Consider the following 21252-nt stretch of genomic DNA (forward strand, 5'->3'; position numbering starts at 1 on the left):
ATCCGAAAAGTCTATCAATTGATCCACGAATCGATGGGACCGTGCCGTGGTTCGCGATCGATTCAATCCGGGCATCAAGTAATAGCGAGAAAAGATTGGACGGTGGGCTCGCCGATCAACAGAATTGGTCCTGTCATCAGAGAAGATCATTAAAAAAGCCTTTTCAATTAGATCGGAGACAACGTCGTGACAATGCCTCTCGGTACATCCCTATCCCTATCGGTCGCCGTTCTCGAACACAGTGCCGGATTCCGGCCGGAGAATCGGAGGGAAGCAGAATGAACAATGCTGACAGCGTTGTCGCCACTCCCGAAGCGGGCTCCGTCGCCGAAAGACGCACGGGCCACCGTTGGATAGTCATGGGCCTGATCTTCTGCATCTGGGCGATCGCCTGTGCCGACCGGGCCAACTTCGGTATCGCCTTGCCCTACTTGAAAAAGGAGTACGGCATATCCAACACGCAAGCCGGCTTGATCGTCAGCCTTTTCTCGTTCGCATACGGCTTCGTGCAAATTCCCGTCGGCCTGCTTTATAAGCGGCTCAGTGAAAAGACGACTGGCTTTCTGTTCGCGGTCTTCATGATCTTCACTTCGATTTTCACAGGCCTGATGGGAACGACTTCGTCGGTCTTTCTGATGCAGGTGTACCGCGTCGGCCTCGGCTTATCCGAAGGTCCGCTGGGCATCGGCTGCACGAATGTGATCAATCGCTGGTTCCCCGCCAGGGAAAAAGGCACGGCCACAGGTCTTTGGATTGCCGCATCGAAGCTAGGCCCATTGATCGTGCCTTCGGTGTGCATCGTCGTGATCCAGTTGTGGGGATGGCGAGAGATCTTTTATGTTTTCGCCGTACCGGGAATATTGTTTGCGATCGTCTGGATGCTGCTGGTCACGAACTCGCCCAGCGAGAACAGGTTTTGTTCTCCGGCGGAACGCCGCTATATCATGGACGGCGCGTCCGTTGAGAGCAGCGGCAGAGAGTCATTACGCCGTCATCAATGGGCAAGCATTCCGTATCTGGACGCCTTCAATCGTACCAGGCGTGTACCGCAACTCGAGACGATTCGCCAGGTGTTCGGTTCATGGAATATCTTCGGCGTGGCTATCGGCTATGGCTGCATGATCGGCATCAGCAACATCTTCATGTCTTGGATGCCAACCTACCTCGTCACGGTCAAGGGCTTTGCCTCCGTGAAAATGGGCTTTCTTGCGTCGGCGCCCTTCATTGGCGCAGTGGCGGGGAACATGCTCGGCGGCGTCATTTCAGATCGCATCCTTGGCGGACGACGCAAGCCGATGATGATTCTCGGCGCGCTGGGAACAATGCTCATGATGCTGCTGCTCATCGACGCACCCGACAGCGTCGCCTTTCTTGGCGTGGTGCTGGTGATGTCGGGTCTCATGCTGGGTATCGGTTTCGCGGGATATTCCGCCTATCCGATGGGCCTTGCCACTAAATCGACATACCCGACGGCATTCGGCATTGTGAACTGCGTCGGGCAAATCGGCGGCGCATGCGCACCGTTGGCCGTCGGCATGCTGCTGGATGCCTATAGCTGGACCAGTGTGTTTCTGTATATGGTCGGGACGGCGCTGTTGTGTGCGGTGCTGTTGCTCAGCGTCGTGGAGCCGGTGGCGGGGGAGACGGGTGCGAGTGGCGGAGTGCGGAAACCCAAATAGACCGCGTTACGGGACGATGTTCTGCACCGGCCAGCAATGCGGATCACTTCCACACTGTCCCATGAGCGCGCGGTATTGCGTCGGTGTTGTCGACAGATGCTTGCGAAACAGTTTCGCCAGCCGGCCGCCACCGCCGATCCCGCAGTGCCTTGCAATCTTCTCGACCGGCAGGCTCGTCTCAACCAGCAATCGCCGGCTCATGTCGAGACGTGCCTGAAGCAGATGATCGGACGGCGTTCTCCCCATCTCGTTCTTGAAACGCCGCAGGAAGTTCCGTTCGCTCATCATGGCGACGCGCGCCGCTTCGTCCATGGTCACGGCTCGGCCGATGTTCGCTTCCAGCCAGCGCGCGGACTCCATGATCTGAGCGCTGACGCGCGCCTCCGGCACCGTGTGACCACGTGTTACCGACTCGGCAACCCGTCGCGCGACGGCGGGCCCGAGATCGTCTTCGACAATACATAGAGCCGCGCGTATTCGATGCGGCACGTTCGAGCACAGCCCCTCGGCAAATCGCGACCAGGTGACGTCGTCGTCGAAAAAGCCGGTTGTTCCGGCGCGGTCGATACCCGCCGCCTCGAGCAACAGGCGGCCCTCCGCGATGGGATGGATCGTCTCGCCGCGCCTCGACGCCTCGCGTAGCCAGGCGATCAGGCGAGCATCGCGCAAAGCGCCGTCCGCGCCCGTCCCTCCCACGACGAAAAGGGCACGGGATTCGCCCGTGGGACCATGGGAAGCGAAACTTTCGGTCCACACGAACACCGACGACGAACTCGCGATCCGCCCGCCCGAAGCGGAGAGAAGCGTCGCCTCGTATTGCACGGAGCCGGCGTGCGCCTCACGATTCAGCGCATTCGCGGCCTGAAACAGTTCGACAATCGACGCCGCGTCCGGCAGCGAGAACCCGTTGAACACTGCGATTTCGATGCGTTTGACGGTGCTCGTTTGCGGCAAAACGACTGACTGCCGCGCATGGTGTGATTGCGCATATTGAATCAGTCCCATGAACTTCCCCGGTGACAAGGTTTACCCTGCTTGAGCCGCCTAACGCCTCGATTCAGCGCTTCGTCCACGACCGCGATTGCTACGGAATTGCTTTTGGGGCCGTGGGCGAGCACGCGCTGCGAGGCAAAAAAGGCGCTTGGAAAGCGGGCAGAAGATGTGGAGATTTTCACGCCGGCTTTAACGCATCCAAAGATATCGGCGTGCGCCTCGATTGCTAGCCTTATATTGCAATGGAATATGAAATATGCATTGAGAGCGCCGGTTGCGATTCGCAAACGTTTTACGCCGATAAATTGTTCGAAACACCCGAATTCAATGACACGGCGGGTTTGAGAATGCCCGATGCTTAAATTGACGCCGGCAATATCATGCATGGCAATTTGAAATGGCATTCGGGTTTTGAATCGGACCAGGCCCGCAGCGGAAAGCGCTCGGATAATACGCGAACGTTCGTTCGTCGCGCCATCGGGCATGCGGTGCTCGGCTGCGGAGCAGCAAATCGTCCTCAGATTGCCATACCAGATTGCGCGAAGCAAGAGCGCTTTCACTTAGTAAGAAAAGGCTGGGCGCCGCGTAAATGCGACTATGTTGCATTGCCGCAGGTGTTTAGTGTTTCGGGCGTTTAGGCGCGTCGGTTCATGTGGCGGATTCCGCCATCCAGCGGTTTATCGCTGGCGTAAAAAGAACATAGAAATAACTTTGCAATGAATTGAATATCAGTTATGCGCGCTCTTCCTGAATTAATTGGGCAAAGATTTATCTCATCCATGAAGAGCGCCTCGCGAAGACGTTAATCTTGCCAATCGTCTGCATCGGCGGGATAACCGCGATTATTACGACCTGCTTCTCGTCTCCGCCAGGCGCATTCAGGAAGTAACGACCGAGGCGCGCTAAATGCCACGCCCGCACAAGAAGGGCGAATACGTATCGATCGCCTCCTGGATCGGCGCGTGGTGTCCATATGCGAGGGTCGAGATGCCGAGCAGCGACGCGATAGCGAGCGGCCGAAACCGCGCCGGCAGCACGGGAGCATTCTTCCAGCACACGAACAGCACGGTAACGAGCGAGCCGACCCCCCAGCCTGCGATGACCTCGGACACGGTATGCGCGTCGTCGAACACGCGCGCGGTGCCGATGCCGGCCGCCAGTGCGAGTCCGAGGGTAAGCGCGAGGCGGGGCTGCGCGTTATCGCGACGAGGCAGACACAGAATGAGCGCCATCGGCCACACGGCGGACGCGAGCATCGTGTGGCCGCTGATCACGCGAAAGTCGATAGCGCGTATCTGTATGCCGCAACCGGCATACAGGATCTTCGTCACGCCGACCATGAACGCGCCGGCCGCCAGCAGCGTCAGCCACGATGTCGCCGAGCGCCAGCCGGCCAGCGACATGGCCAGCCACGCCGCGCAGGCAATGGCGAGCGGCAGCGTGAGCGCCGCGTCGCCGAGGTTGCTGAGAGCAGACCACATTCGGATTCCTTTTTGGTTGGGCGGCGCTGCAAGCGCCCGCCGTTTTCGGTCAAATATGCATCGTCGCCATGCAGGCAGCGAAGTGGTGTTCGAAATCCGCCGCCACTTTGGGGTGCTGCAGCAGTCGAAACGAGCGCCATCATACCGGTAAGCGAATAGCCGCTCGTTCTCGCCCGTCGGCAACGACTGGATTGCATCTGTCAGTTGCAAGGCATCGCCGCTAGCGGGCCGCAACGCAAGGCACTCGCGGAAAGACCGGAACGGGTGTGCCAGCTACGCATCGACGCTGCGCCAGGACGCGCGTGACTTTACCGGCATGGAAGAAAAAAAGCCTGTCGGACGGGAGTGTCGACAGGCTAAGCGTCCAAGCGGGGTAACTTCCAATCAGAGAAGCTTCTTGGACGGACCAAGGCGGACTATAGGCGAGTTGCCGATGGAAAACGACATGACGGCGGCATACAACAAGTTCTTGGCGGAAGCAGTCAAAACCTGGCAGTACCAGCGCGACTAGCCGAGCCGGACAATGAGCGCCTCGCCGCCCGCAAGACAATCGACGCCTTCGGTAATCGGTCCGCTATCGCGGCTCGGTATCGTCGACAACAACACGATGCCCGGCGGCAAATGCACGGCTGCGTCGGCGGCACTCATGTTCAGCGCAATCAAAAGCCGTTGAGTTCCCGAACGCCGCTCATAAGTCAGCACGTCGCCGTTCGCGGTGACGTGTTCAATCGCGCCGTCCACGAGCGCCGTATAGCCGCGTCGAATCGACAAGAGCCGGCGATGCAGCGACAGCATGCTCGACGCATCATCGCTTTGGCTGGCGACGCTCGTCGTCGAGTTCACCGGCAACCATGGCCGGCCACTCGTGAAACCCGCATTGGGCAGGGACGAATCCCATTGCATCGGCGTGCGCTCAGGGTCGCGGCCCTGGCCGATGCCGGGCTGCCGAAGTTCGGCCGGGTCCCGCACCTGTTCGGGCGCAATGGCGCTGTCGGTCATGCCGATCTCGTCGCCGTAATAGAGCGTTGGCGTGCCGCGCAGCGTCAGCAACAGCACCGCGGCCACGCGTGCTTGCGCGGCGCCAAGGCGCGACGCCACGCGCGGGTTGTCGTGATTGCCGAGCACCCAGTTGGGCCAGGCGTGTTCCGGCAATGCGCGATCGTAATCGCAGATTATTCTGCCGATGTCGGCCGCATTCCACGCCGCGTTCAGTAGCTGAAAATTGAACGGCATGTTCGCGCCATCGCCGCTCGCGCCGTAGTACCGCATCAATTGCGGCACGGGCAGATAGATTTCGCCGATCAACACGCGTTCGCCGTATTCATCGAGCGTGGCGCGCATCGAGCGCACGATCTCGTGTACCTCCGGTTGATCCTCGGTATAGGTCTGCAATAGCCGATGATGCTCGGGCTCGCGCGGCGTGAAAGCAGGGTTCGGCGGATTATCGCGGAACTGGGCGTCCTTGATCAGCAGCCACAACACGTCCACGCGGAACCCGTCGACGCCGCGAGCCAGCCAGAAGCGCAGCACCTCGTCCATCGCGCGGCGCACCTCGGGATTGCGCCAGTTCAGGTCGGGTTGCTCGCGCAGGAACGCATGGTAGTAATACTGGCCCGTATGCACGTCCCACTGCCACGCCGGCCCTCCCATGCGGCTCAACCAGTTGTTCGGCGGGCCGCCGTCGGGCGCGGGATCGCGCCACAGATACCAGTCGCGCTTCGGGTTATCGCGGGAGGATCGGCTTTCCTCGAACCACGCATGACGCTCCGACGAATGATTCGGCACGAAGTCGAGCAGCACTTTCAGCCCGAGTGCGTGGGCGCGGTCCAAAAGTTGCTGGAAGTCGTCGAGCGTGCCGAAGATCGGGTCGATATTGCAATAGTCGGCGACGTCGTAGCCGAAATCCGCCATCGGCGAAGGGTAGATCGGGGAGATCCAGACTGCATCGACGCCAAGCGCCGCGAGGTACTCGAGACGCGCGCCAATGCCCGCCAGGTCGCCGATGCCGTCGCCGTTGCTGTCCTGAAACGAGCGCGGATACACCTGATAGATCGCGCCGCGTTGCCACCACGTCAGTTCGGGCATTGCCGTTCCTTTCACTGATCGATCGTTTAGACCTATGCTAAATGACCTCTGGTACAAGAATGCAATCGTCTATTGCCTCAGCGTCGGCACTTTCATGGACTCGAACGGAGATGGTGTCGGCGACTTTCAGGGCTTGGTGCGCCGGCTGCCTTATCTTCAGGGACTCGGCGTCACGACGATCTGGCTAATGCCGTTCCAGCCGTCGCCCGGTCGCGACAACGGCTACGACATCTCCGATTACTACAACGTCGATTCGAAGTACGGCACGCTGGGCGACTTCGCCGAGTTCACGCATGCGTGCCACGAGCGAGGCATGCGCGTCATGGTCGACCTCGTGATCAATCACACGTCCGACCAGCACCCGTGGTTCAGGGAAGCACGCAGCGATCCCGCCTCGAAGTATCACGACTGGTACGTATGGGCCGACAGGCAGCCGCCTCATGCCAGGGACGGGGTCGTGTTTCCCGGCGTTCAGAAGTCGACCTGGACCTTTGACAAGCAGGCGAAGCGCTGGTTTTTCCATCGCTTCTACGATTTCCAGCCGGATCTGAATACCGCGAACCCGCAAGTGCACGCCGAACTGCTCAAGATAATGGGCTTCTGGCTTCAACTGGGCGTGTCGGGATTCCGCATGGACGCCGTGCCTTTCGTGATTGGCACGAAGGGCGCGAAGGTACGCCAACCCGTCGAGCAATACGACATGCTGCGCTCGTTCCGCGAGTTTCTGCAATGGCGCACGGGCGACGCGATCATCCTTGCGGAAGCAAACGTCCTGCCCGATACCGACCTCGATTACTTCGGCGACGAAGGCGAGCGCCTGCAAATGATGTTCAACTTTCAGGTCAACCAGAACACGTTTTACACGCTCGCGACCGGCGATACGGGTCCGTTGAAGAAAGCGCTGACAGCGACGAAAGCGCGTCCCGCGACCGCGCAATGGGGCGTATTCCTGCGCAATCACGATGAACTCGATCTCGGCCGCCTCGCGCCCGAACAACGCGCGGCCGTGTTCGCCGCGTTCGGCCCGGACCCCGACATGCAGCTCTACGGGCGCGGCATTCGCCGCAGGCTTGCGCCGATGCTCTCGGGCGACAGGCGCCGCGTCGAACTCGCTTACAGCCTGATGCTGACCTTGCCGGGCACGCCGGTATTTCGTTACGGCGATGAAATCGGCATGGGCGAGGACCTGAGCTTGCCGGAGCGCGAATGCGCGCGCACGCCGATGCAATGGTCGACTGAACCCCACGGCGGCTTCACGAAGCACCCCAATCCTTCGTCGCGCGTCATATCGGGCGGCGCATACGGGTTCGAGCGCGTGAACGTCGCGAGTCAGCGGCGCGATCCGAATTCGTTTCTGAACTGGACCGAGCGCATGATCCGCATGCGCCGCGAAGTGCCGGAAATCAGTTGGGGCGATTTCGCGATATTGCGTGCGTCGCGCAACGATGTTCTCGCCTTACGCTACGACTGGCGCAACAACTCGGTGGTGTGCGTGCATAACTTCGCAGCCGAGGCCTGCACGGTGAAATTCCGCTCGGGCTGCAACGGGCCAGGCGAGAACCGCCTCGTCAATCTTCTCTCCGACGACCACAGCGAGGAGGGCGATGATGGCCGGCATACGGTGGTGCTGGAGCCGTATGGGTATCGCTGGTATCGGGTGGGCGGCCTCGATTATCTGTTGAAGCGAAGCGAGCTTTAGGCGCACGCGTTGCGGGCGCGCAGGATGCCTCACGGCGCGCTTTGCAGCGTCGTTTTCGTTTGCGTGTCCGTAGTGCCGCCGCCTAGCGACTGAAACAACGCCGCCGTATCCGTCAAGCGGCCCGCGTGCGCGCGCGTTCTGTCCAATGCGGTTTCCAACGCCTCGCGTTCGGCATCGAGCAGGTTAATGTGACTGATGCCGCCAGCCGAATAACGCCGGCGCGCGACGTCGAGGCTGGCCCGCGCCTCGTCGGCGGCTTCGTCGCGTGCATGGAGTTCGTGCGCGTCGTTTTGCAACGCCGTCAACGAATCGGCTACTTGCTGCAATGCCTGCAACACCGTCTGCTGGTATCCGGCAAACGCGGCGTCGTAAGCCGCCTGGGCCGCGCGTCGTTCGGCGCGCAGTTGTCCGCCGCGAAAGACGGGCTGCGTCAGGTTGAGTCCCACGTTCCAGATGTTCAGGCCGTTCACGATGTCCTGAATGCGGGTTCGCTCGGAGCCGATACCCGCGGACAACGAAAACCGCGGATACAGATTCGCGGTCGCCACGCCGACGTTGGCGCTCGCCTGATGCAGCAGCGCTTCGGCGGCTCGAATGTCGGGACGCTCGCGGGCGAGTGTCGACGGCAACGTGACGGGCACGTCGTCGGGCAGATGCAGCGCGTCCAGCGTGAGGTCGCTGAAATCCGCCTTCGACGGCGCGACGCCCGCCAGGATCGCGAGTTGATGATCGGCCTGGGCGAGTTGCGTCGCGAGTGGCGGCAACGTTGCCCGTGTCTGTGCAAGCAGCGTGCGCTGACTGTGAACGTCGAGTTGCGAAACGCCGCCGGCCGCCAAACGTGCCTCGATGATTTCAAGTTGCAGCGCCTGTGCGTCGGCGAGGCGTTGCGTCAGCGTAATCTGCTCCTGCAATGAAGCACGCCGTACCGCCGTGGAGACGATATTGCCGGCGATGGACAAGCGCGCCGCGTCGAGTTCGAACGACTCGTAATCCACTTGCGCGAGACTCGCTTCGAGTGCGCGACGATTGCCGCCAAACAGATCGAATACATAAGACACGCTTACCGACGCATTGAACAACGAAAACGGCCCCGGATTTTGCACATTCGGAATGCCGAAGGCAGCGGGATCGACTTTTTGCCTGGCGGCGGAGAAGCTTGCATCGATCGCCGGAAACTGCGTCGCGCCCGCTTGCGCGGTGTAGTTTTCGCGGGCCTGGATCAGTTTCGCGCGAGCTTGCGCGAGGGTCGGGCTTTGATGCAGCGCCTGGTCGACCAGGCGATCGAGCGCGTCCGAACGGAACTGTCGCCACCACATCGGCAGCGCATTGCCGGCGGTGCTGAATGTTTGCGCCGGCTCCGCCGCGCTGCTCTTCAATGTGGCAGAGCCGGGCGCCGTGTCATGCAGATAGCCTTGCGTGTCCGGGGCCGCCGGCGCCTGAAAATCCGGGCCGACCGCGCAGCCGCACAGCGCCAATGCGTAAAAGATAGCGAGCGGTTTCATGGGCGTATTTCCCTAATCGAGCGTGCGGCGATAAAAGCGCAGCGCGATTGCCATCACGATGACCGTAAACAGCATCATGGGCCATACCGAAGGCCACAGGTCCGTCCAGCCATTGCCCTTGAGCAGAATGCCGCGAATCAGCCGGTTGAAATACGTTAGCGGCAACAGGTTGCCGATCCAGCGCGCCCATTGCGGCATGCCCGCAAACGGAAACATGAAGCCCGACAGCAGGATGTTCGGCAGAAAGTAGAAGATGGTGAGCTGCACCGCCTGCAACTGATTTTTCGCGAGCGACGACAGCGTGATGCCGACCGTCAGGTTCGCGGCAATAAAGAGCAACGCCGCGAGGTAGATCGCCACCGTGCTGCCGACAAAGGGCACATGAAATACGAAGCGCGTCGCGACCAGAATGATCGATACCTGAATCAGGCCGATCGCCACGTAGGGGACGATCTTGCCCGTCATGACCTCGACCGGCAGCACGGGCGTGGCGAGCAGGTTCTCCATCGTGCCGCGCTCGCGTTCGCGCGTGACGGCGAGGCCCGTCATCATCACGAGCGTCATCGTGAGAATCACGCCCATCAAGCCGGGAACCACGTTGTATTGCGTAATGCCTTCCGGGTTGTACAGGTTGTGAACCTGCACGCCGAACGCGCTTTGACCGCCGCGCAGCGGCGCGAGCGGACCGGTGATGTCTCGTTGCGCGACGGTCTGGGCCAGATTCGGCAACGCGGCGACCGCCGCGTTGGTCGCGGTCGGATCGGTGGCATCGGCTTCGACCAGCAATGACGGATGCTCGCCGCGCAGCAGTCTCTTCGAGAAATCGACGGGTACGTTCAGCACGAATTGCACGCGGCCCTGCGCGAGCGCGCGGCGCCCGGCCTGCTCGTCGGGCAGGGTTTCGACGATGTCGAAATAGGCCGAATTTTTCATCGCGGCGACGAAGCTGCGCGAGAATTCGCTCTGGTCGTGAACGATCACGGCGGTCGGCAGATGCCGCGGGTCGGTGTTGATCGCGAAGCCGAACAGCGCCAGTTGAACGATCGGCAAGCCGACGATCATGCCGAAGGTGACGCGATCGCGCCGTAATTGAAGAAACTCCTTGAGCACGATGCTCCACCAGCGGCTCAGCGAGAACACGACGCGCTCGCTCACGATGCCGCTCCGAAATTGTCTTTCGCGTGGCTCATCAAATAGATGAATACGTCTTCGAGACCGGTGGCGATCGGCTCGATGCGCAGCGGCATGTTTTCGGTGGCTTGCCTCACCGCGCGTTCCAATGCCGCGTGGTCTCGTCCGCTCGCGTGCAGTTCCGCACCGAATACGACGGTCTGGTCGACGCCGGGCGTTGCGCGAAGCCGCTCCGACAGCGCGCTCAGGCGCTCGCCGTGAATCGCCCAGGTGGCGAGATTCTGCGATTCGATTACCTCGCTCGACGTGCCTTGCGCCAGCAGCTTGCCATAGGCGATATACGCGAGCTTGTGGCAACGTTCCGCTTCGTCCATGTAATGCGTGCTGACGAGCACCGAAATGCCGCGCGCCGCGAGCCGATGCAGTTCCTCCCAGAAGTCGCGCCGCGCGGTGGGATCGACACCGGCAGTCGGTTCATCCAGTAGCAGCAGTTTGGGCTCGTGCAGCATGCACGCGGCGAGCGCGAGACGTTGTTTCCAGCCGCCGGACAACGAGCCCGTCAACTGATGCGCGCGGCTTTGCAATCCAAGCGATTCGAGCGAGCGGTCGACGGCTTCGCGCCGGTTGCGCATCTGATAGAGGCGTGCAACGAAGTCGAGGTTCTCGCGGATGGTCAGATCTTCCCAATACGAGAAACGCTGCGTCATGTAGCCCACATTGCGTTTGATCTGCCCGCTCTCGCGCTGGATGTCGTAACCGAGGCAGGTGCCGGTGCCCGAGTCGGGGGTGAGCAGGCCGCACATCAGCCGGATGCAGGTTGTCTTGCCGCTGCCGTTCGGCCCGAGAAAGCCGAAGATCTCGCCACGCGCGACGCGCATGGATACGTCGTTGACCACATGCTTGTCGCCGAAACGCTTGTTCAGATCATGAACGTCGATGGCGTAGTCGTACTTTTTTTCTGTCATTTCAACACCACCGTCACGGGTTGCCCCGGATGAAGCATGGCGGCGTCCGCAACCTGTGGGTGCGCTTCGATCAGAAAGACCAGCTTGCTGCGGCTCTCGTTGCTGTAGATGACGGGCGGCGTATATTCCGCCTGATTCGATAGGTAGGTGATTGTCGCGGATATGTCGGCTGCGCAGCCGTCGCAATGTATCGCCACCGCACGCCCCGGCGCGAGGCCGCCGACGATGTTCTCGGGAACGAAGAAGCGCACCTTGATGTTCCGCGGCGGCAACATCTGCACGACGGGGCTCCCGGCGGGCACCCACTCACCGATGCGATAAAGGGTGTCGTAAATCCGTCCCTCGGCTGGCGCGCGCACGTGTTTTTGATCGAGCTTCCACTGGGCTTGCGCGAGAGCGGCTTCGGCGGCGGCGACCTGCGCTCGCTGGGCGGCGATCTGCTGAGCGCGGCCCGGCAAACGCGCCACTTCGACCTGGTTGGTCATTTCCCGCACTTGCGCGGCGGCGGCTTCCGCGTTCGCGCGCGAATCGTCGAGTTGGGCTTTCGCAATGCCGCCTGCCTTGAACTGCGCCTCGTCGCGCACGAGCTGCAATGACGCTTTGCGCGCGTTGGCGACGGCCTCGGCGAGCTGCGCCCGCGTGACGTTCACTTCGGGCGCACGCTTGCCCGTCTCGATGTCCGCGAGTTGCGCGCGCGCCGACGCGAGCTGCTGCCGGGCTTGTTCGAGCGCGGCTGTTTCGTCCACGGATTCCAGCGCAAACAGCGGCGCGTCCGCTCTCACCATGTCCCCGCGTGCGACCGGCAACTGTGTCAGCCTGCCCGCTTGCGACGACCCGAGATAAACGTATTCGCCCTCGACGTAGCCCTGATACGCAGGTGTCTCGTGACGCGAGCAACCCGCAAGCATGCCGCCGACCAGCAGCGGCAATACGATGAAGAGAACACGGGTCATGCCATCCTCCACGAAGCGGGGCATGGGTTCTATTCCCACACAGACGTTGTCGTCCGAAGTAGAATCGATCATATGCGAATTTGAATTCGTATTCAAAGTGTTTGCAGCCTGACGCTCTGACCATGCCGACGTCCCCGAGAAAAACCGCAGCGAAACCGCCACGGCGCGCCACGCGGCCCGACGGCGCGGCCACGCGTCAACATCTGCTCCACACCGCTGGGCAAGTGTTCGCCGAACGCGGTTTCGCGGACGCGACGAGCAAGGAAATCTGCGAGCGCGCCGGCACGCCGATGGCCTCGGTCAACTATCACTTCGGCAGTCGCGAGGCGCTTTATGAAGCGGCGCTGGTCGAGGCGCACCGGCAGGTGGTCGGCCTCGAGGAACTCGCGGCGCTGGTTGAGGGATTGGACGACCCGAGAGACAGGCTTCGCGCGGTGATTTCGCGGTTTGTCGGTCTTTCAACCAACGCGGCCACGCCGTGGGGTTTCATGCTGATGCTGCGCGAGGCGTTTTCCCCGTCGCCCGCCATGCCCGCGTTGATCGAGAAAGCGGTGCGGCCCAAGGCCGTATTCCTGTTGGGCTTGCTCAGCGAGGTCTTGGGATTGAATCCGCTGGCGCCGGTCGTGCAGCGCGCAATGATGTTCACGATCCTGCCGTGCATCGCAATGATGATCGCGCCGAAGCCGATGAAAGAGGCCTTGCTGCCGGCCGTGGCACAAGACGCGAAAGCGCTCGAGCAGGATCTCGTGTGCTTCGTGATGGCCGGGCTCGACGCGATTGCCGCGGCTCATCGTTAGCGCCGCGCCAACGCATGAGATTGCCCCGCCGGCTAGATCAGCCCAGTTGCGATGGCCTTGACGACGGCTTGCACCTTGTTGGTGGCAGCCAGTTTCGATAGCACGTTGTTGACGTGAAAATTGACCGTGCGCTCGGAGATGCTGAGGATTTTCCCTATCTCATAGGACGTTTTGCCGTCGCCGGTCCAGCGCAGCACCTCGCGCTCCCGGGCGGTCAGCATGATGCTCGCCTCGGCTGCGAGCTTGCTTTGAAGGAACTGACTCATCAGCATGTGACAAACATTCGACAGCCAGTTAGCCGGCATTTGCAACTGCTCGATCTCCGCGGGCGTCAACGGGTCTGCGTGGCGCGACATTGTCAGCAACCCGAAGGCGCCATGCGTCGTCCAGCTCGGGTGGGCGACGCCGACCTTGATGCCGAAGTCGCGCGCATCGGACCACAAACGTTGAGCCTCGTCATGCGTCGATTGAGGCCAGACGATCAGATCGGCGCTGCGCATGCCCGCGCGTACGGTCGGATCGATGTCGAGAAAACGATTGACGTGGTAGTGCGTCATCCAGCCCGGCGGATAAGTATCGAAAATCGCGACCGTGGGTTTCGATACCGGCAACGGCATGCGAATGCCATAGCAACAATATTCGAATCCAAGACGCTCCGCGAATGACGCAATCTTCTCGAACAGCTCGTATTCGTCTTTTGCCGAGCGGAATAGCTGGTAAGCATCATCAAAGTACGATTCCATTGCGTCCCCGAACTAACCGTTTTTATGAGCAAGCCCGTCCAGGGGCTACATAGAATGGCAACGCGCAATCCCTCCATTGACCGGGCGGGCGTCAGGTGGGCGGGATGGGTGTATCGACGGTACGTGAGGCACTTTCCTGATCGCCCGGGGCGACGTGCGAAGCAAGCTCATGGGCGTTGATCGCATGGGCGTCGATCTGGAAATGGGCGGTGCCGCATAAGCGCTTGCACACCGGCTCATGCGCTTGAACTGGCCGCATACGGTGGCGGCCACGATTCCGCTTACCGTCAAGGAGCCGCAGTCCATTGTCTCCTCCGTTTGCCGACACTGAGCGTTGCATCTGAAATGCATGGATCTCGAACGTCGCCGCACTCATTTATAAGCAAAAGCGGATCGCTTTTCAATCATGGGTAGTTACTAGCCGAGCATTTCAGGCGATGGCGATTTTTTGCCGTCATGCCCTGTCAACTCTATCAGTTACCCCACGCCAATCCCCGCGCTTTAATGCGCTCGATAAAAAGAAACGGGGATGCATGATGGAGACTTTCGTTCACGACAATGGACGGCTGCCTGAGGCCGTGGGCGACGCGCTTGCGCAGTATCGGCATGCGGTATTCGTCAAGCAGTTGGGATGGCGCCTGCCCATGGCACACGACGGCTTCGAACGCGATCAATATGATCGTGACGATACGGTGTACGTCGTCGCCAATGACGAGGCCGGGTCGATTTGCGGCTGCGCCAGGCTTTTGCCGACAACACTGCCGTATCTTCTCAAGGACCTGTTTCCGTTTCTGCTTGCCGAAAGAATGTCGGCGCCGGAATCGCCTGACGTGTGGGAACTGTCGCGCTTCGCCGCGAGTACGCTTAGCGCCGGTCATGTGGCGGCCGGCAATCTTGCGTGGGTGTTTCGCCCGATGCTCGCTGCCGTCGTGCGATGCGCGGCGCAGTTGGGCGCGCGGCGCCTGATCGGCGTGACTTACCTCAGCATGGAGCGGCTATTCCGGCGCATCGGCGTGCAGGCGCACCGTGCCGGGCCCGCGCAATGCATTGATGGAAGAATGGTCGTTGCATGCTGGATAGATATCGACAATCAAACGCTTTCGGCGCTCGGTGTCGAAGTCGCGCATGGCGGAATTCGCCAACTGGTCGCGCCCGTTTAATGCGAATTCAACGTGCGCTGGAACCTGTTGGATCCGTCCTCGTGAATCCAACAGGTACATGCGGATTGTTATGAAGCTCCGCTAGTTCAGCACATTACGCGACGGTAATGTACGGGTCCCACCAGAAGTAGCCGTACAGTTCCTGGTCCTGTCCATTGTCGGCCAGTTTATAAAGTCCGAAGGCGATGCCGAATCCTTCCCTGCCGCTCGAGCGGACTTTCGAATCGAACACCGAGAAGTTCGTCTGCTTCCGAATGGGTGGGAGTCCATTCCGGCTGGGTGAATCGGCGTTGGGTTGTACCGCGCCGTTTCGCACGACCATGTCCGCATTGAACTGATTGAAGACCTGATCGCCCGAGAAATGCTTGACGTCGTACACGATCACGGCGTCGTCGGAGTTGTTGTAAATCGAAACGCCGGTGAAGGCCACGTTGTCCCCCACGTTCGCCCTGAATTCCAGATCGCCCGTGCCCTGGCCGGAGATGATGCCTCGCGAACCCGTGCACAGCATGAACTGATGATCGTGAGCGATACCGGTCGGCGTGTTCTGGTCCTTGCTCGGGTTCGGATACGCTTGCTTGATATATTCGGTGTCAACGACGACGAGCACGTTGATGTCCACACCGCTTGCTTTCAACACTGTTTCAGCCATGATGTTCCTCTCCAGTTTCCTTTGTTTGTCCGAGACTGCCTGGCGACACCTGGTCTAAGTGTCACGTGCAATGTCCTCTTATTTCCGGGTTCACACAGCTCGCAAAGTAAACAGGAGAGGGAGTAGATCGACAGCGGTCAAATCACTTTTTTCATATCGAGGCGATGACAAAGTGACAGGCGTAATAGCCGAAAGTCTTCTGGGTCTGTCCATCGTCAGCCAGCGTATAGAGCGCGAAGGCGAGCTCCAGTGTCTCGACACCGCGTTCGAGAACGGTCGATGAGATACGCGAGAAACTGGCTTCCCTGTGGGTGGGCGGCAAACCGTCGCGATCCTGCGAGTCCGGGTTAGGTTCGACTGCCCCCGATCTCGTGAGAACGACGAGTTGTGGCGGCGCGACAATGCTTCCGTCGACGGAAGGTCGCAAAGAATAGAGCAGCACGGCATCTTGCGAATTGGCGGAACTGGAGGTGCCCGCAATCGAGACGATGTCGCCAATATTTGCGTTGAGCCTCGGCTTTCCTGTTGCCTGAAAGCGGATTGCGTCTCGCGCGTCCGTGCAGATCGAAACCGGGCAATGGTGGCCCAAAACCTTCGGGTGCGATGCGTCGCGATTGGGTCGATAGGCGCTGGTGATTTCGTCGGTGTCGACGACGACAAGCACATTGATGCGCCGCGGGGCCGGTCGTATCGGATATTCGGATTCCATATGCGCTCGATAGGTTCGCCACTCGCCGTGGCGTGAACAACACTGGTGGAACGTGTCGAGCCAATTTTGCGCTTAGGCCCTCTCTTGTGAACCTGTCAGTATCGTCAGGGCGAACCCGGCCCGCGCGCCATTCGCCGCGCTATTCATGGCTGGCCGCCCGCGCCAGCCGGTGCGACACGCCAGACGGTATTGCCGACGTCGTCCGCGACCAGCAATGCGCCTTTTGCATCGATCGCCACACCCACGGGTCTGCCTTGTGCATGCCCGTCGGGTGTGAGAAAGCCGGTCAGGAAATCTTCGGGTCCGGCGCCCGGTCGTCCGCCCGAAAACGGCACGAACACGACTTTGTAGCCGCTATGCGGCTTGCGATTCCACGAGCCATGCTGGCCGATGAATGCGCCGTTCCAGTAATGTTTCGGGAATAGCCGCGCGGTATAGAAAACCAGTCCGAGCGACGCGGTGTGATTGCCCAGCGCGTAATCGGGCACAACCGCCTTCGCGACCAGATCCGGGCGTTGCGGTTTGACCCGCGTGTCGACATGCTGGCCGTAGTAGCTATAGGGGAAGCCGTAAAACGCGCCGTCGTGCACGGCGGTCATGTAGTCGGGCACGAGTTCATTGCCGAGATCGTCGCGTTCATTCACGACGGTCCATAGCGCGCCGCTTTCGGGTTGCCACGACAGGCCATTGGGATTGCGCAAGCCGGTCGCGAACGGCCGCAGGGTCTGCGTGGCGATATCGAATTGCAGAATCCGTGCGCGGTCCGCTTCGGCCTCCATGCCGTTTTCGGCGACATTGCTGTTCGATCCGATCGTCACGTACAGATGCTTGCCGTCGCGGTCCGCGACAATGTTCTTGGTCCAGTGATGATTGATCGGCCCGGCCGGCAGATCCGCCACTTTCACGCCCGGCGAGGTGATCGTCGTTTCGCCGGTTCGATAGGGGAAGCGAAGCAATGCGTCCGTATTGGCGACATAAAGCTGATCGCCGACGAGCGCCATGCCGAAGGGCGAGTGAAGGTCCTTGAGAAAAACCGCTTGCGTTGTCGCAGCGGCCCCGCCGCTTCTAGCACGCAGAAGAATGATCCGGTCGGGGCTCGGCACGCCGGCTCCGGCGCGTTTCATCACCTGCCGTGTGATCCAGCCGAATACGCCGCTTCCCTGGTCGTGCGCCTTCGGCGCATTGCTTTCGGCAACCAGAACGTCGCCATTCGGCAAGGTATACAGCCAGCGTGGATGATCGAGGCCCTCGACGAATGCCGTGACGGTGAAGCCCGGCGGCGCGGCCGGCGCGGTGCCGGGTGTGCGCGGTTGAGCGGGCGCGATGTTGAGGGTCGGCAGCAAGGACGACTGCGGGGCCGGCAGGACAGGATTCGGGCCGAAGCCCGTTTCGACCGATGCCGAGGGACCGATTGCGCACGCCAGCAGGGGCAGTGCCAACACGGCGATGAGATGAGCAGGCACCCGCATGGCATCTCCGGGAATGATTCGTTGAGTTCACATCCTCGGTAGCAAGATATCTGCCCGGCGGTTCGGGCCATCAGGCATGCCGGCGTGCAAGTCGCACAAGCTGTTTCGGATCGTGAGAGCCGGGATAGTCGAGATTAGCGAAAAAAACAGGAACTTCCGCGGAACACGTCTTGTCCACGAAGCTCGCGGCCCCTGACCGGGCGGCACGAACCGCGAGGAGGATGTATCGATGGAAAAAGGACGCGTTGCCGCGCTCGACGTCGGCCGGGCGCTCGCGATCGTCGGTGTGGTTGCAGTACACCTGTCGTTTCAGTTTCCGAATCTGCCGCATAGCGTCACGTTATTGGCGCGCATGGGTCAATACGGCGTGCAGTTGTTCTTCGTGATCAGCGCCATCACGATCTTCATGACGCTCGAGGCGGACCATGAGCGTTGCGCGGGCGCGCGGCACGTCACATTGCGTTTCTATATCAAGCGTTTCTTTCGCATTGCCCCGATGTATTACGCGGCGATCGCCGTCTATGGACTGATCAGCTACGGCGCGACGCAGTCGGGCTACGAGCGCGCGTGGGTGCTCGGCGCGCACGGCGCAACGGACATCCTGCTCAACGTACTGTTTCTGCACGCGCTGTCGCCTACCGCGATCAACAACGTGGTGCCGGGAGGGTGGTCGATCGGCGTCGAAATGCTGTTCTATCTGATCGCGCCGCTGCTGTTTTTTGTCGCGATGAACCGTCTGCGCTTATTGATCGCCACGGTGCTGCTACTGGCGCTTTCTCTCTTCGCGTTGTCGATCGGCGATTGTCGCGGCACGTTCGTTTGTCATGTGAGCAATAACTCGTTCAGCTATTTCTGGCCGCCGGTGCAAGGGCCGTGCTTCATCGTCGGCATGTGGGCGTGGTACGCGTTCCGCTCGCATCTGACGGGCGCATCGAGCGTGACGCGGCGCACGGCATGGTTATTTTTCTCGCTCGCTTCGGTCTTCGCGCTCGCGACCGCGGCGCTCGGCGTGTGGCTTGCGAAAGCCCATGAACTCGCGCCGATTTTCGCCGCATGCAGCGCGGTCGCGTTTCTGCTGTTCGTCTGCTCGCGCCGCCATGACGCGCGTGGCGGCGAACCGCGCGGCGCGTTGATTCGCCGCTGTGCGGACGCGCTTGGCCGCGAAAGCTACGGCATCTATCTGTGGCACTTCGTCTGCGTTTATGCGACGTTGCATTTCTTCGAGGGCGTGTTCGGGCAGAGCGACCGCAAGACGTCGCTCGTGCTCTTCATTGCGACGGTGCTGGCGGTACTCGCCGCGTCGTATGCGTTCTCGCGCGTCTCCGACCGGATGATTCAGGGACGCGCGACGCGTCTGTCACGCAGCATCCTCGCGCATGTGGACCGGCGCTTTCATGGCGGTGGCCGGGCGTGATGGTTGATGCGGCAAGGCCTGTTGCGAGGCCGCCGGCTAGGCCGACAAAATGTCCTTCGATTGAATCCGCTTCACGCCCGCGCGGTCCATGTTCTTCCACGCGGCCGCTAGCGAGCCGTTCAGGTCGATGGCGCGCGTCGCATCTTCGATCACATAGGCCTTGAATCCCGCCTTGCGGGCGTCCAGTGCCGTCCATGCAACGCAGAAGTCGGTTGCCAGGCCCGTCACGAACACGGTGTCGATATGCCGCTGCTTGAGGTATCCCGACAGGCCGGTTTTCGTCTTGTGATCGGCTTCCTCAAACGCGGAGTAGCTGTCGATGTTCTTGTGAAAGCCCTTGCGGATGATCAATTGTGCCGTGGGCAGCTTGAGATTCTTTTCGAGCGCGGCGTCTTCGGTGCCTTGCACGCAGTGGTCCGGCCACAAGACCTGCGTGCCGTACGACAACTGCGCCGTCTCGAACGGCTTCTTGCCGGAATGGGAGCTGGCGAACGACGCGTGCCCCGCTGTGTGCCAGTCTTGCGTGATGACAATGTTCTCGAACTTCTCGGCCAACTGGTTGATGAGCGGCACGACCTCGGCGCCGCCCTTCACCGGCAAGGAGCCGCCTTCGATAAAGCAATTCTGGACGTCCACGACGATCAATACGGACTTGCTGTCGGGCTTGATCGTCGTTCCCGATGACGCCGACGCCGCAAAAGCGCTCAAACCTCCCAGGCCGAAAAGATGAGTCAGACCAAGCGCGGTGGTCGATTTGATGAGCGCCCTGCGATGGTTTGCTATCACGACGAATCTCCATTCTGATCGAAACCTTAATCATAGCGGCGCCAAATTCATGTCGCGCGTTGCCGTCATTCCGAGCATGGCGTCAGGATATCCCTAGCGGCCATTCCGGATACCTGTCGTTTTTTTCCGTGCTTCCTGACTGCGTGAGATTCGCGCTGCAATTAGCATCGGGTATCGATACACCCCTGCGGTTGCCTTTCGGCGATTTCCCATCTTTCCAGGCGCGAGAACAAAGCGGAGCCGGCGACGCACGTCTGCGTGCGCCCGTTCCGCACGTGCCGTGAAGAAAGCGAGCGCGCCGCCCTTGGCTTATCTGCCGCATTGCTGTCCGTTCGTGGAATGTTCATGCGAGCGGATGACGACACATCTAAACACCGGCTTCACCATCAATAGAGCGCAGTCAGCGCGCCCTCTGGTTTTACTTCTCTACTCGATAACGCCAAAGCGGGACGACTTTGATCGATCCGGCTGAATCCTTGGGGCTAACCGGCTTTTTAGCGAATACATACAGGCGATGATGAGACATCCAAGATTACTTCAGGTCGCCGCGGCGACAGCGTTGGTGTGGTTTGGCGCGGAAAACGCATTGGCTCAAACCAGCACGATTACCGTTTCGGGACTGCAATACGCGCTGTGCGGACAGGAGAATGGCAATTGCACATTCTCGGGAACCGGTTCGGTGGTGTTCGGGGCCGTTCCGCCCAATTCGCCGTCGGTCATGCTGACGGCGCCGCGTACCTTCAGCAATGGGGTGGGCTGTTACGTCGGCGCGGTTTCGCAGACGGATCCCGCATTCGGCTACGGCAAATCATGCTGGGTGAGGCTGGCTACCACCGCCACGCCGACACCGGCACCGGCACCGGCACCGGCACCGGCACCAACGCCAACGCCAACGCCAACGCCAACGCCAACGCCAACGCCAACGCCAACGCCATCACCAACTCCATCACCAACTCCATCACCAACGCCCGCACCAACAACAACGCCATCACCGGCTCCATCACCAACTCCATCACCAACGCCCGCACCAACAA

The 21252-nt window shown here is 60.9% G+C and carries 19 protein-coding genes; 5 read left to right on the forward strand and 14 right to left on the reverse strand.

Translation table 11 applies throughout. From position 1 onward, the window contains the following. Positions 1 to 278 precede the first annotated feature (278 nt). Complete coding sequence (locus ACOCG7_RS02925) at positions 279 to 1679, forward strand: MFS transporter (protein WP_421376758.1); 1401 nt, start codon at positions 279 to 281, stop codon at positions 1677 to 1679. Positions 1680 to 1685: 6 nt separating this feature from the next. On the opposite strand, the gene ACOCG7_RS02930 is transcribed toward ACOCG7_RS02925, so the two are convergent. The 4 genes from ACOCG7_RS02930 to ACOCG7_RS02945 form a co-directional block, all read right to left on the reverse strand. Then, positions 1686 to 2684, reverse strand: coding sequence for a GlxA family transcriptional regulator (locus tag ACOCG7_RS02930; RefSeq protein ID WP_421376760.1), 999 nt, complete (start codon positions 2682 to 2684; stop codon positions 1686 to 1688). Beyond that, a complete protein-coding gene (locus ACOCG7_RS02935; RefSeq protein WP_421376762.1) occupies positions 2675 to 3157 on the reverse strand; it encodes a hypothetical protein in 483 nt (160 codons plus the stop codon). Before ACOCG7_RS02935 ends, ACOCG7_RS02930 begins: the two co-directional genes overlap by 10 nt. 417 nt (positions 3158 to 3574) lie before the next feature. After that, on the reverse strand, positions 3575 to 4153 hold the full coding sequence (locus tag ACOCG7_RS02940; RefSeq protein WP_073430424.1) for a phosphatase PAP2 family protein: 579 nt from the start codon (positions 4151 to 4153) through the stop codon (positions 3575 to 3577). A 507-nt stretch (positions 4154 to 4660) separates the two neighbouring features. Then, the gene (locus ACOCG7_RS02945) at positions 4661 to 6238 is read right to left on the reverse strand and encodes an alpha-amylase family glycosyl hydrolase (protein ID WP_421376764.1); all 1578 of its coding nucleotides are present in this window, start codon (positions 6236 to 6238) and stop codon (positions 4661 to 4663) included. A 34-nt stretch (positions 6239 to 6272) separates the two neighbouring features. Between ACOCG7_RS02945 and ACOCG7_RS02950 the strand changes: the two genes are divergently transcribed. After that, a complete protein-coding gene (locus tag ACOCG7_RS02950; protein ID WP_083082714.1) occupies positions 6273 to 7937 on the forward strand; it encodes an alpha-amylase family protein in 1665 nt (554 codons plus the stop codon). A 29-nt stretch (positions 7938 to 7966) separates the two neighbouring features. Here the strand turns inward: ACOCG7_RS02950 and ACOCG7_RS02955 are convergent, their stop codons facing one another. The 4 genes from ACOCG7_RS02955 to ACOCG7_RS02970 are packed head-to-tail and all read right to left on the reverse strand — an operon-like array spanning position 7967 to position 12488. Then, positions 7967 to 9439, reverse strand: coding sequence for an efflux transporter outer membrane subunit (locus tag ACOCG7_RS02955; RefSeq protein ID WP_421376767.1), 1473 nt, complete (start codon positions 9437 to 9439; stop codon positions 7967 to 7969). A 12-nt stretch (positions 9440 to 9451) separates the two neighbouring features. Then, positions 9452 to 10594, reverse strand: a complete 1143-nt coding sequence (locus ACOCG7_RS02960) for an ABC transporter permease (RefSeq protein WP_073430420.1) — start codon at positions 10592 to 10594, stop codon at positions 9452 to 9454. Then, the gene (locus tag ACOCG7_RS02965) at positions 10591 to 11535 is read right to left on the reverse strand and encodes an ABC transporter ATP-binding protein (RefSeq protein WP_073430419.1); all 945 of its coding nucleotides are present in this window, start codon (positions 11533 to 11535) and stop codon (positions 10591 to 10593) included. Before ACOCG7_RS02965 ends, ACOCG7_RS02960 begins: the two co-directional genes overlap by 4 nt. Next, positions 11532 to 12488, reverse strand: coding sequence for an HlyD family secretion protein (locus tag ACOCG7_RS02970; protein ID WP_421376770.1), 957 nt, complete (start codon positions 12486 to 12488; stop codon positions 11532 to 11534). Before ACOCG7_RS02970 ends, ACOCG7_RS02965 begins: the two co-directional genes overlap by 4 nt. A gap of 122 nt (positions 12489 to 12610) precedes the next feature. On the opposite strand from ACOCG7_RS02970, the gene ACOCG7_RS02975 reads away from it, so the two are divergent. After that, positions 12611 to 13285 carry a TetR/AcrR family transcriptional regulator gene (locus ACOCG7_RS02975; protein ID WP_073430417.1) on the forward strand — a complete coding sequence of 225 codons (675 nt, stop codon included), beginning with the start codon at positions 12611 to 12613 and terminating at the stop codon, positions 13283 to 13285. Positions 13286 to 13317: 32 nt separating this feature from the next. Here the strand turns inward: ACOCG7_RS02975 and ACOCG7_RS02980 are convergent, their stop codons facing one another. Further along, complete coding sequence (locus ACOCG7_RS02980) at positions 13318 to 14028, reverse strand: autoinducer binding domain-containing protein (RefSeq protein ID WP_114163886.1); 711 nt, start codon at positions 14026 to 14028, stop codon at positions 13318 to 13320. Between the two features lie 536 nt (positions 14029 to 14564). Here ACOCG7_RS02980 and ACOCG7_RS02985 point away from each other — a divergent pair. Further along, positions 14565 to 15188, forward strand: coding sequence for an acyl-homoserine-lactone synthase (locus tag ACOCG7_RS02985; RefSeq protein ID WP_083082706.1), 624 nt, complete (start codon positions 14565 to 14567; stop codon positions 15186 to 15188). A 94-nt stretch (positions 15189 to 15282) separates the two neighbouring features. On the opposite strand, the gene ACOCG7_RS02990 is transcribed toward ACOCG7_RS02985, so the two are convergent. The 3 genes from ACOCG7_RS02990 to ACOCG7_RS03000 all read right to left on the reverse strand — a co-directional run bounded on the left by ACOCG7_RS02990 (position 15283) and on the right by ACOCG7_RS03000 (position 18018). Beyond that, positions 15283 to 15840 (reverse strand): inclusion body family protein, encoded by a 558-nt coding sequence (locus ACOCG7_RS02990; RefSeq protein ID WP_073430415.1) that lies wholly within the window; start codon positions 15838 to 15840, stop codon positions 15283 to 15285. 151 nt (positions 15841 to 15991) lie between these two features. Beyond that, positions 15992 to 16549 (reverse strand): inclusion body family protein, encoded by a 558-nt coding sequence (locus tag ACOCG7_RS02995; protein WP_083082705.1) that lies wholly within the window; start codon positions 16547 to 16549, stop codon positions 15992 to 15994. A gap of 143 nt (positions 16550 to 16692) precedes the next feature. Next, complete coding sequence (locus ACOCG7_RS03000; RefSeq protein ID WP_083082703.1) at positions 16693 to 18018, reverse strand: PQQ-dependent sugar dehydrogenase; 1326 nt, start codon at positions 18016 to 18018, stop codon at positions 16693 to 16695. A gap of 229 nt (positions 18019 to 18247) precedes the next feature. Between ACOCG7_RS03000 and ACOCG7_RS03005 the strand changes: the two genes are divergently transcribed. Beyond that, the gene (locus ACOCG7_RS03005) at positions 18248 to 19432 is read left to right on the forward strand and encodes an acyltransferase family protein (RefSeq protein ID WP_083082702.1); all 1185 of its coding nucleotides are present in this window, start codon (positions 18248 to 18250) and stop codon (positions 19430 to 19432) included. A gap of 36 nt (positions 19433 to 19468) precedes the next feature. Here the strand turns inward: ACOCG7_RS03005 and pncA are convergent, their stop codons facing one another. After that, positions 19469 to 20218: a bifunctional nicotinamidase/pyrazinamidase gene (pncA, locus tag ACOCG7_RS03010; RefSeq protein WP_143326546.1), complete on the reverse strand. Its 750-nt coding sequence runs from the start codon at positions 20216 to 20218 to the stop codon at positions 19469 to 19471. Positions 20219 to 21045: 827 nt separating this feature from the next. Next, positions 21046 to 21207 (reverse strand): hypothetical protein, encoded by a 162-nt coding sequence (locus ACOCG7_RS03015; RefSeq protein WP_421376774.1) that lies wholly within the window; start codon positions 21205 to 21207, stop codon positions 21046 to 21048. Between the last annotated feature and the right edge of the window lie 45 nt (positions 21208 to 21252).

This window comes from Paraburkholderia sp. DD10 (assembly GCF_049177125.1).
Lineage (GTDB): Bacteria > Pseudomonadota > Gammaproteobacteria > Burkholderiales > Burkholderiaceae > Paraburkholderia > Paraburkholderia terricola.

Bases quoted from the DNA above. Each gene is read 5' to 3' on its own strand.
- ACOCG7_RS02970 (WP_421376770.1), bottom strand. From the start codon at position 12,488: ATGACCCGTGTTCTCTTCATCGTATTGCCGCTGCTGGTCGGCGGCATG.
- ACOCG7_RS02995 (WP_083082705.1), bottom strand. From the start codon at position 16,549: ATGGAATCCGAATATCCGATACGACCGGCCCCGCGGCGCATCAATGTG.
- ACOCG7_RS02975 (WP_073430417.1), top strand. From the start codon at position 12,611: ATGCCGACGTCCCCGAGAAAAACCGCAGCGAAACCGCCACGGCGCGCC.
- ACOCG7_RS02965 (WP_073430419.1), bottom strand. From the start codon at position 11,535: ATGACAGAAAAAAAGTACGACTACGCCATCGACGTTCATGATCTGAAC.
- ACOCG7_RS02985 (WP_083082706.1), top strand. From the start codon at position 14,565: ATGGAGACTTTCGTTCACGACAATGGACGGCTGCCTGAGGCCGTGGGC.
- ACOCG7_RS02940 (WP_073430424.1), bottom strand. From the start codon at position 4,153: ATGTGGTCTGCTCTCAGCAACCTCGGCGACGCGGCGCTCACGCTGCCG.
- ACOCG7_RS02980 (WP_114163886.1), bottom strand. From the start codon at position 14,028: ATGGAATCGTACTTTGATGATGCTTACCAGCTATTCCGCTCGGCAAAA.
- ACOCG7_RS02925 (WP_421376758.1), top strand. From the start codon at position 279: ATGAACAATGCTGACAGCGTTGTCGCCACTCCCGAAGCGGGCTCCGTC.
- ACOCG7_RS03005 (WP_083082702.1), top strand. From the start codon at position 18,248: ATGGAAAAAGGACGCGTTGCCGCGCTCGACGTCGGCCGGGCGCTCGCG.
- ACOCG7_RS02950 (WP_083082714.1), top strand. From the start codon at position 6,273: ATGCTAAATGACCTCTGGTACAAGAATGCAATCGTCTATTGCCTCAGC.
- ACOCG7_RS03015 (WP_421376774.1), bottom strand. From the start codon at position 21,207: ATGGCGTTGTTGTTGGTGCGGGCGTTGGTGATGGAGTTGGTGATGGAG.
- ACOCG7_RS02990 (WP_073430415.1), bottom strand. From the start codon at position 15,840: ATGGCTGAAACAGTGTTGAAAGCAAGCGGTGTGGACATCAACGTGCTC.
- ACOCG7_RS02935 (WP_421376762.1), bottom strand. From the start codon at position 3,157: ATGCCCGATGGCGCGACGAACGAACGTTCGCGTATTATCCGAGCGCTT.
- ACOCG7_RS02945 (WP_421376764.1), bottom strand. From the start codon at position 6,238: ATGCCCGAACTGACGTGGTGGCAACGCGGCGCGATCTATCAGGTGTAT.
- ACOCG7_RS03000 (WP_083082703.1), bottom strand. From the start codon at position 18,018: ATGCGGGTGCCTGCTCATCTCATCGCCGTGTTGGCACTGCCCCTGCTG.
- ACOCG7_RS02955 (WP_421376767.1), bottom strand. From the start codon at position 9,439: ATGAAACCGCTCGCTATCTTTTACGCATTGGCGCTGTGCGGCTGCGCG.
- ACOCG7_RS02930 (WP_421376760.1), bottom strand. From the start codon at position 2,684: ATGGGACTGATTCAATATGCGCAATCACACCATGCGCGGCAGTCAGTC.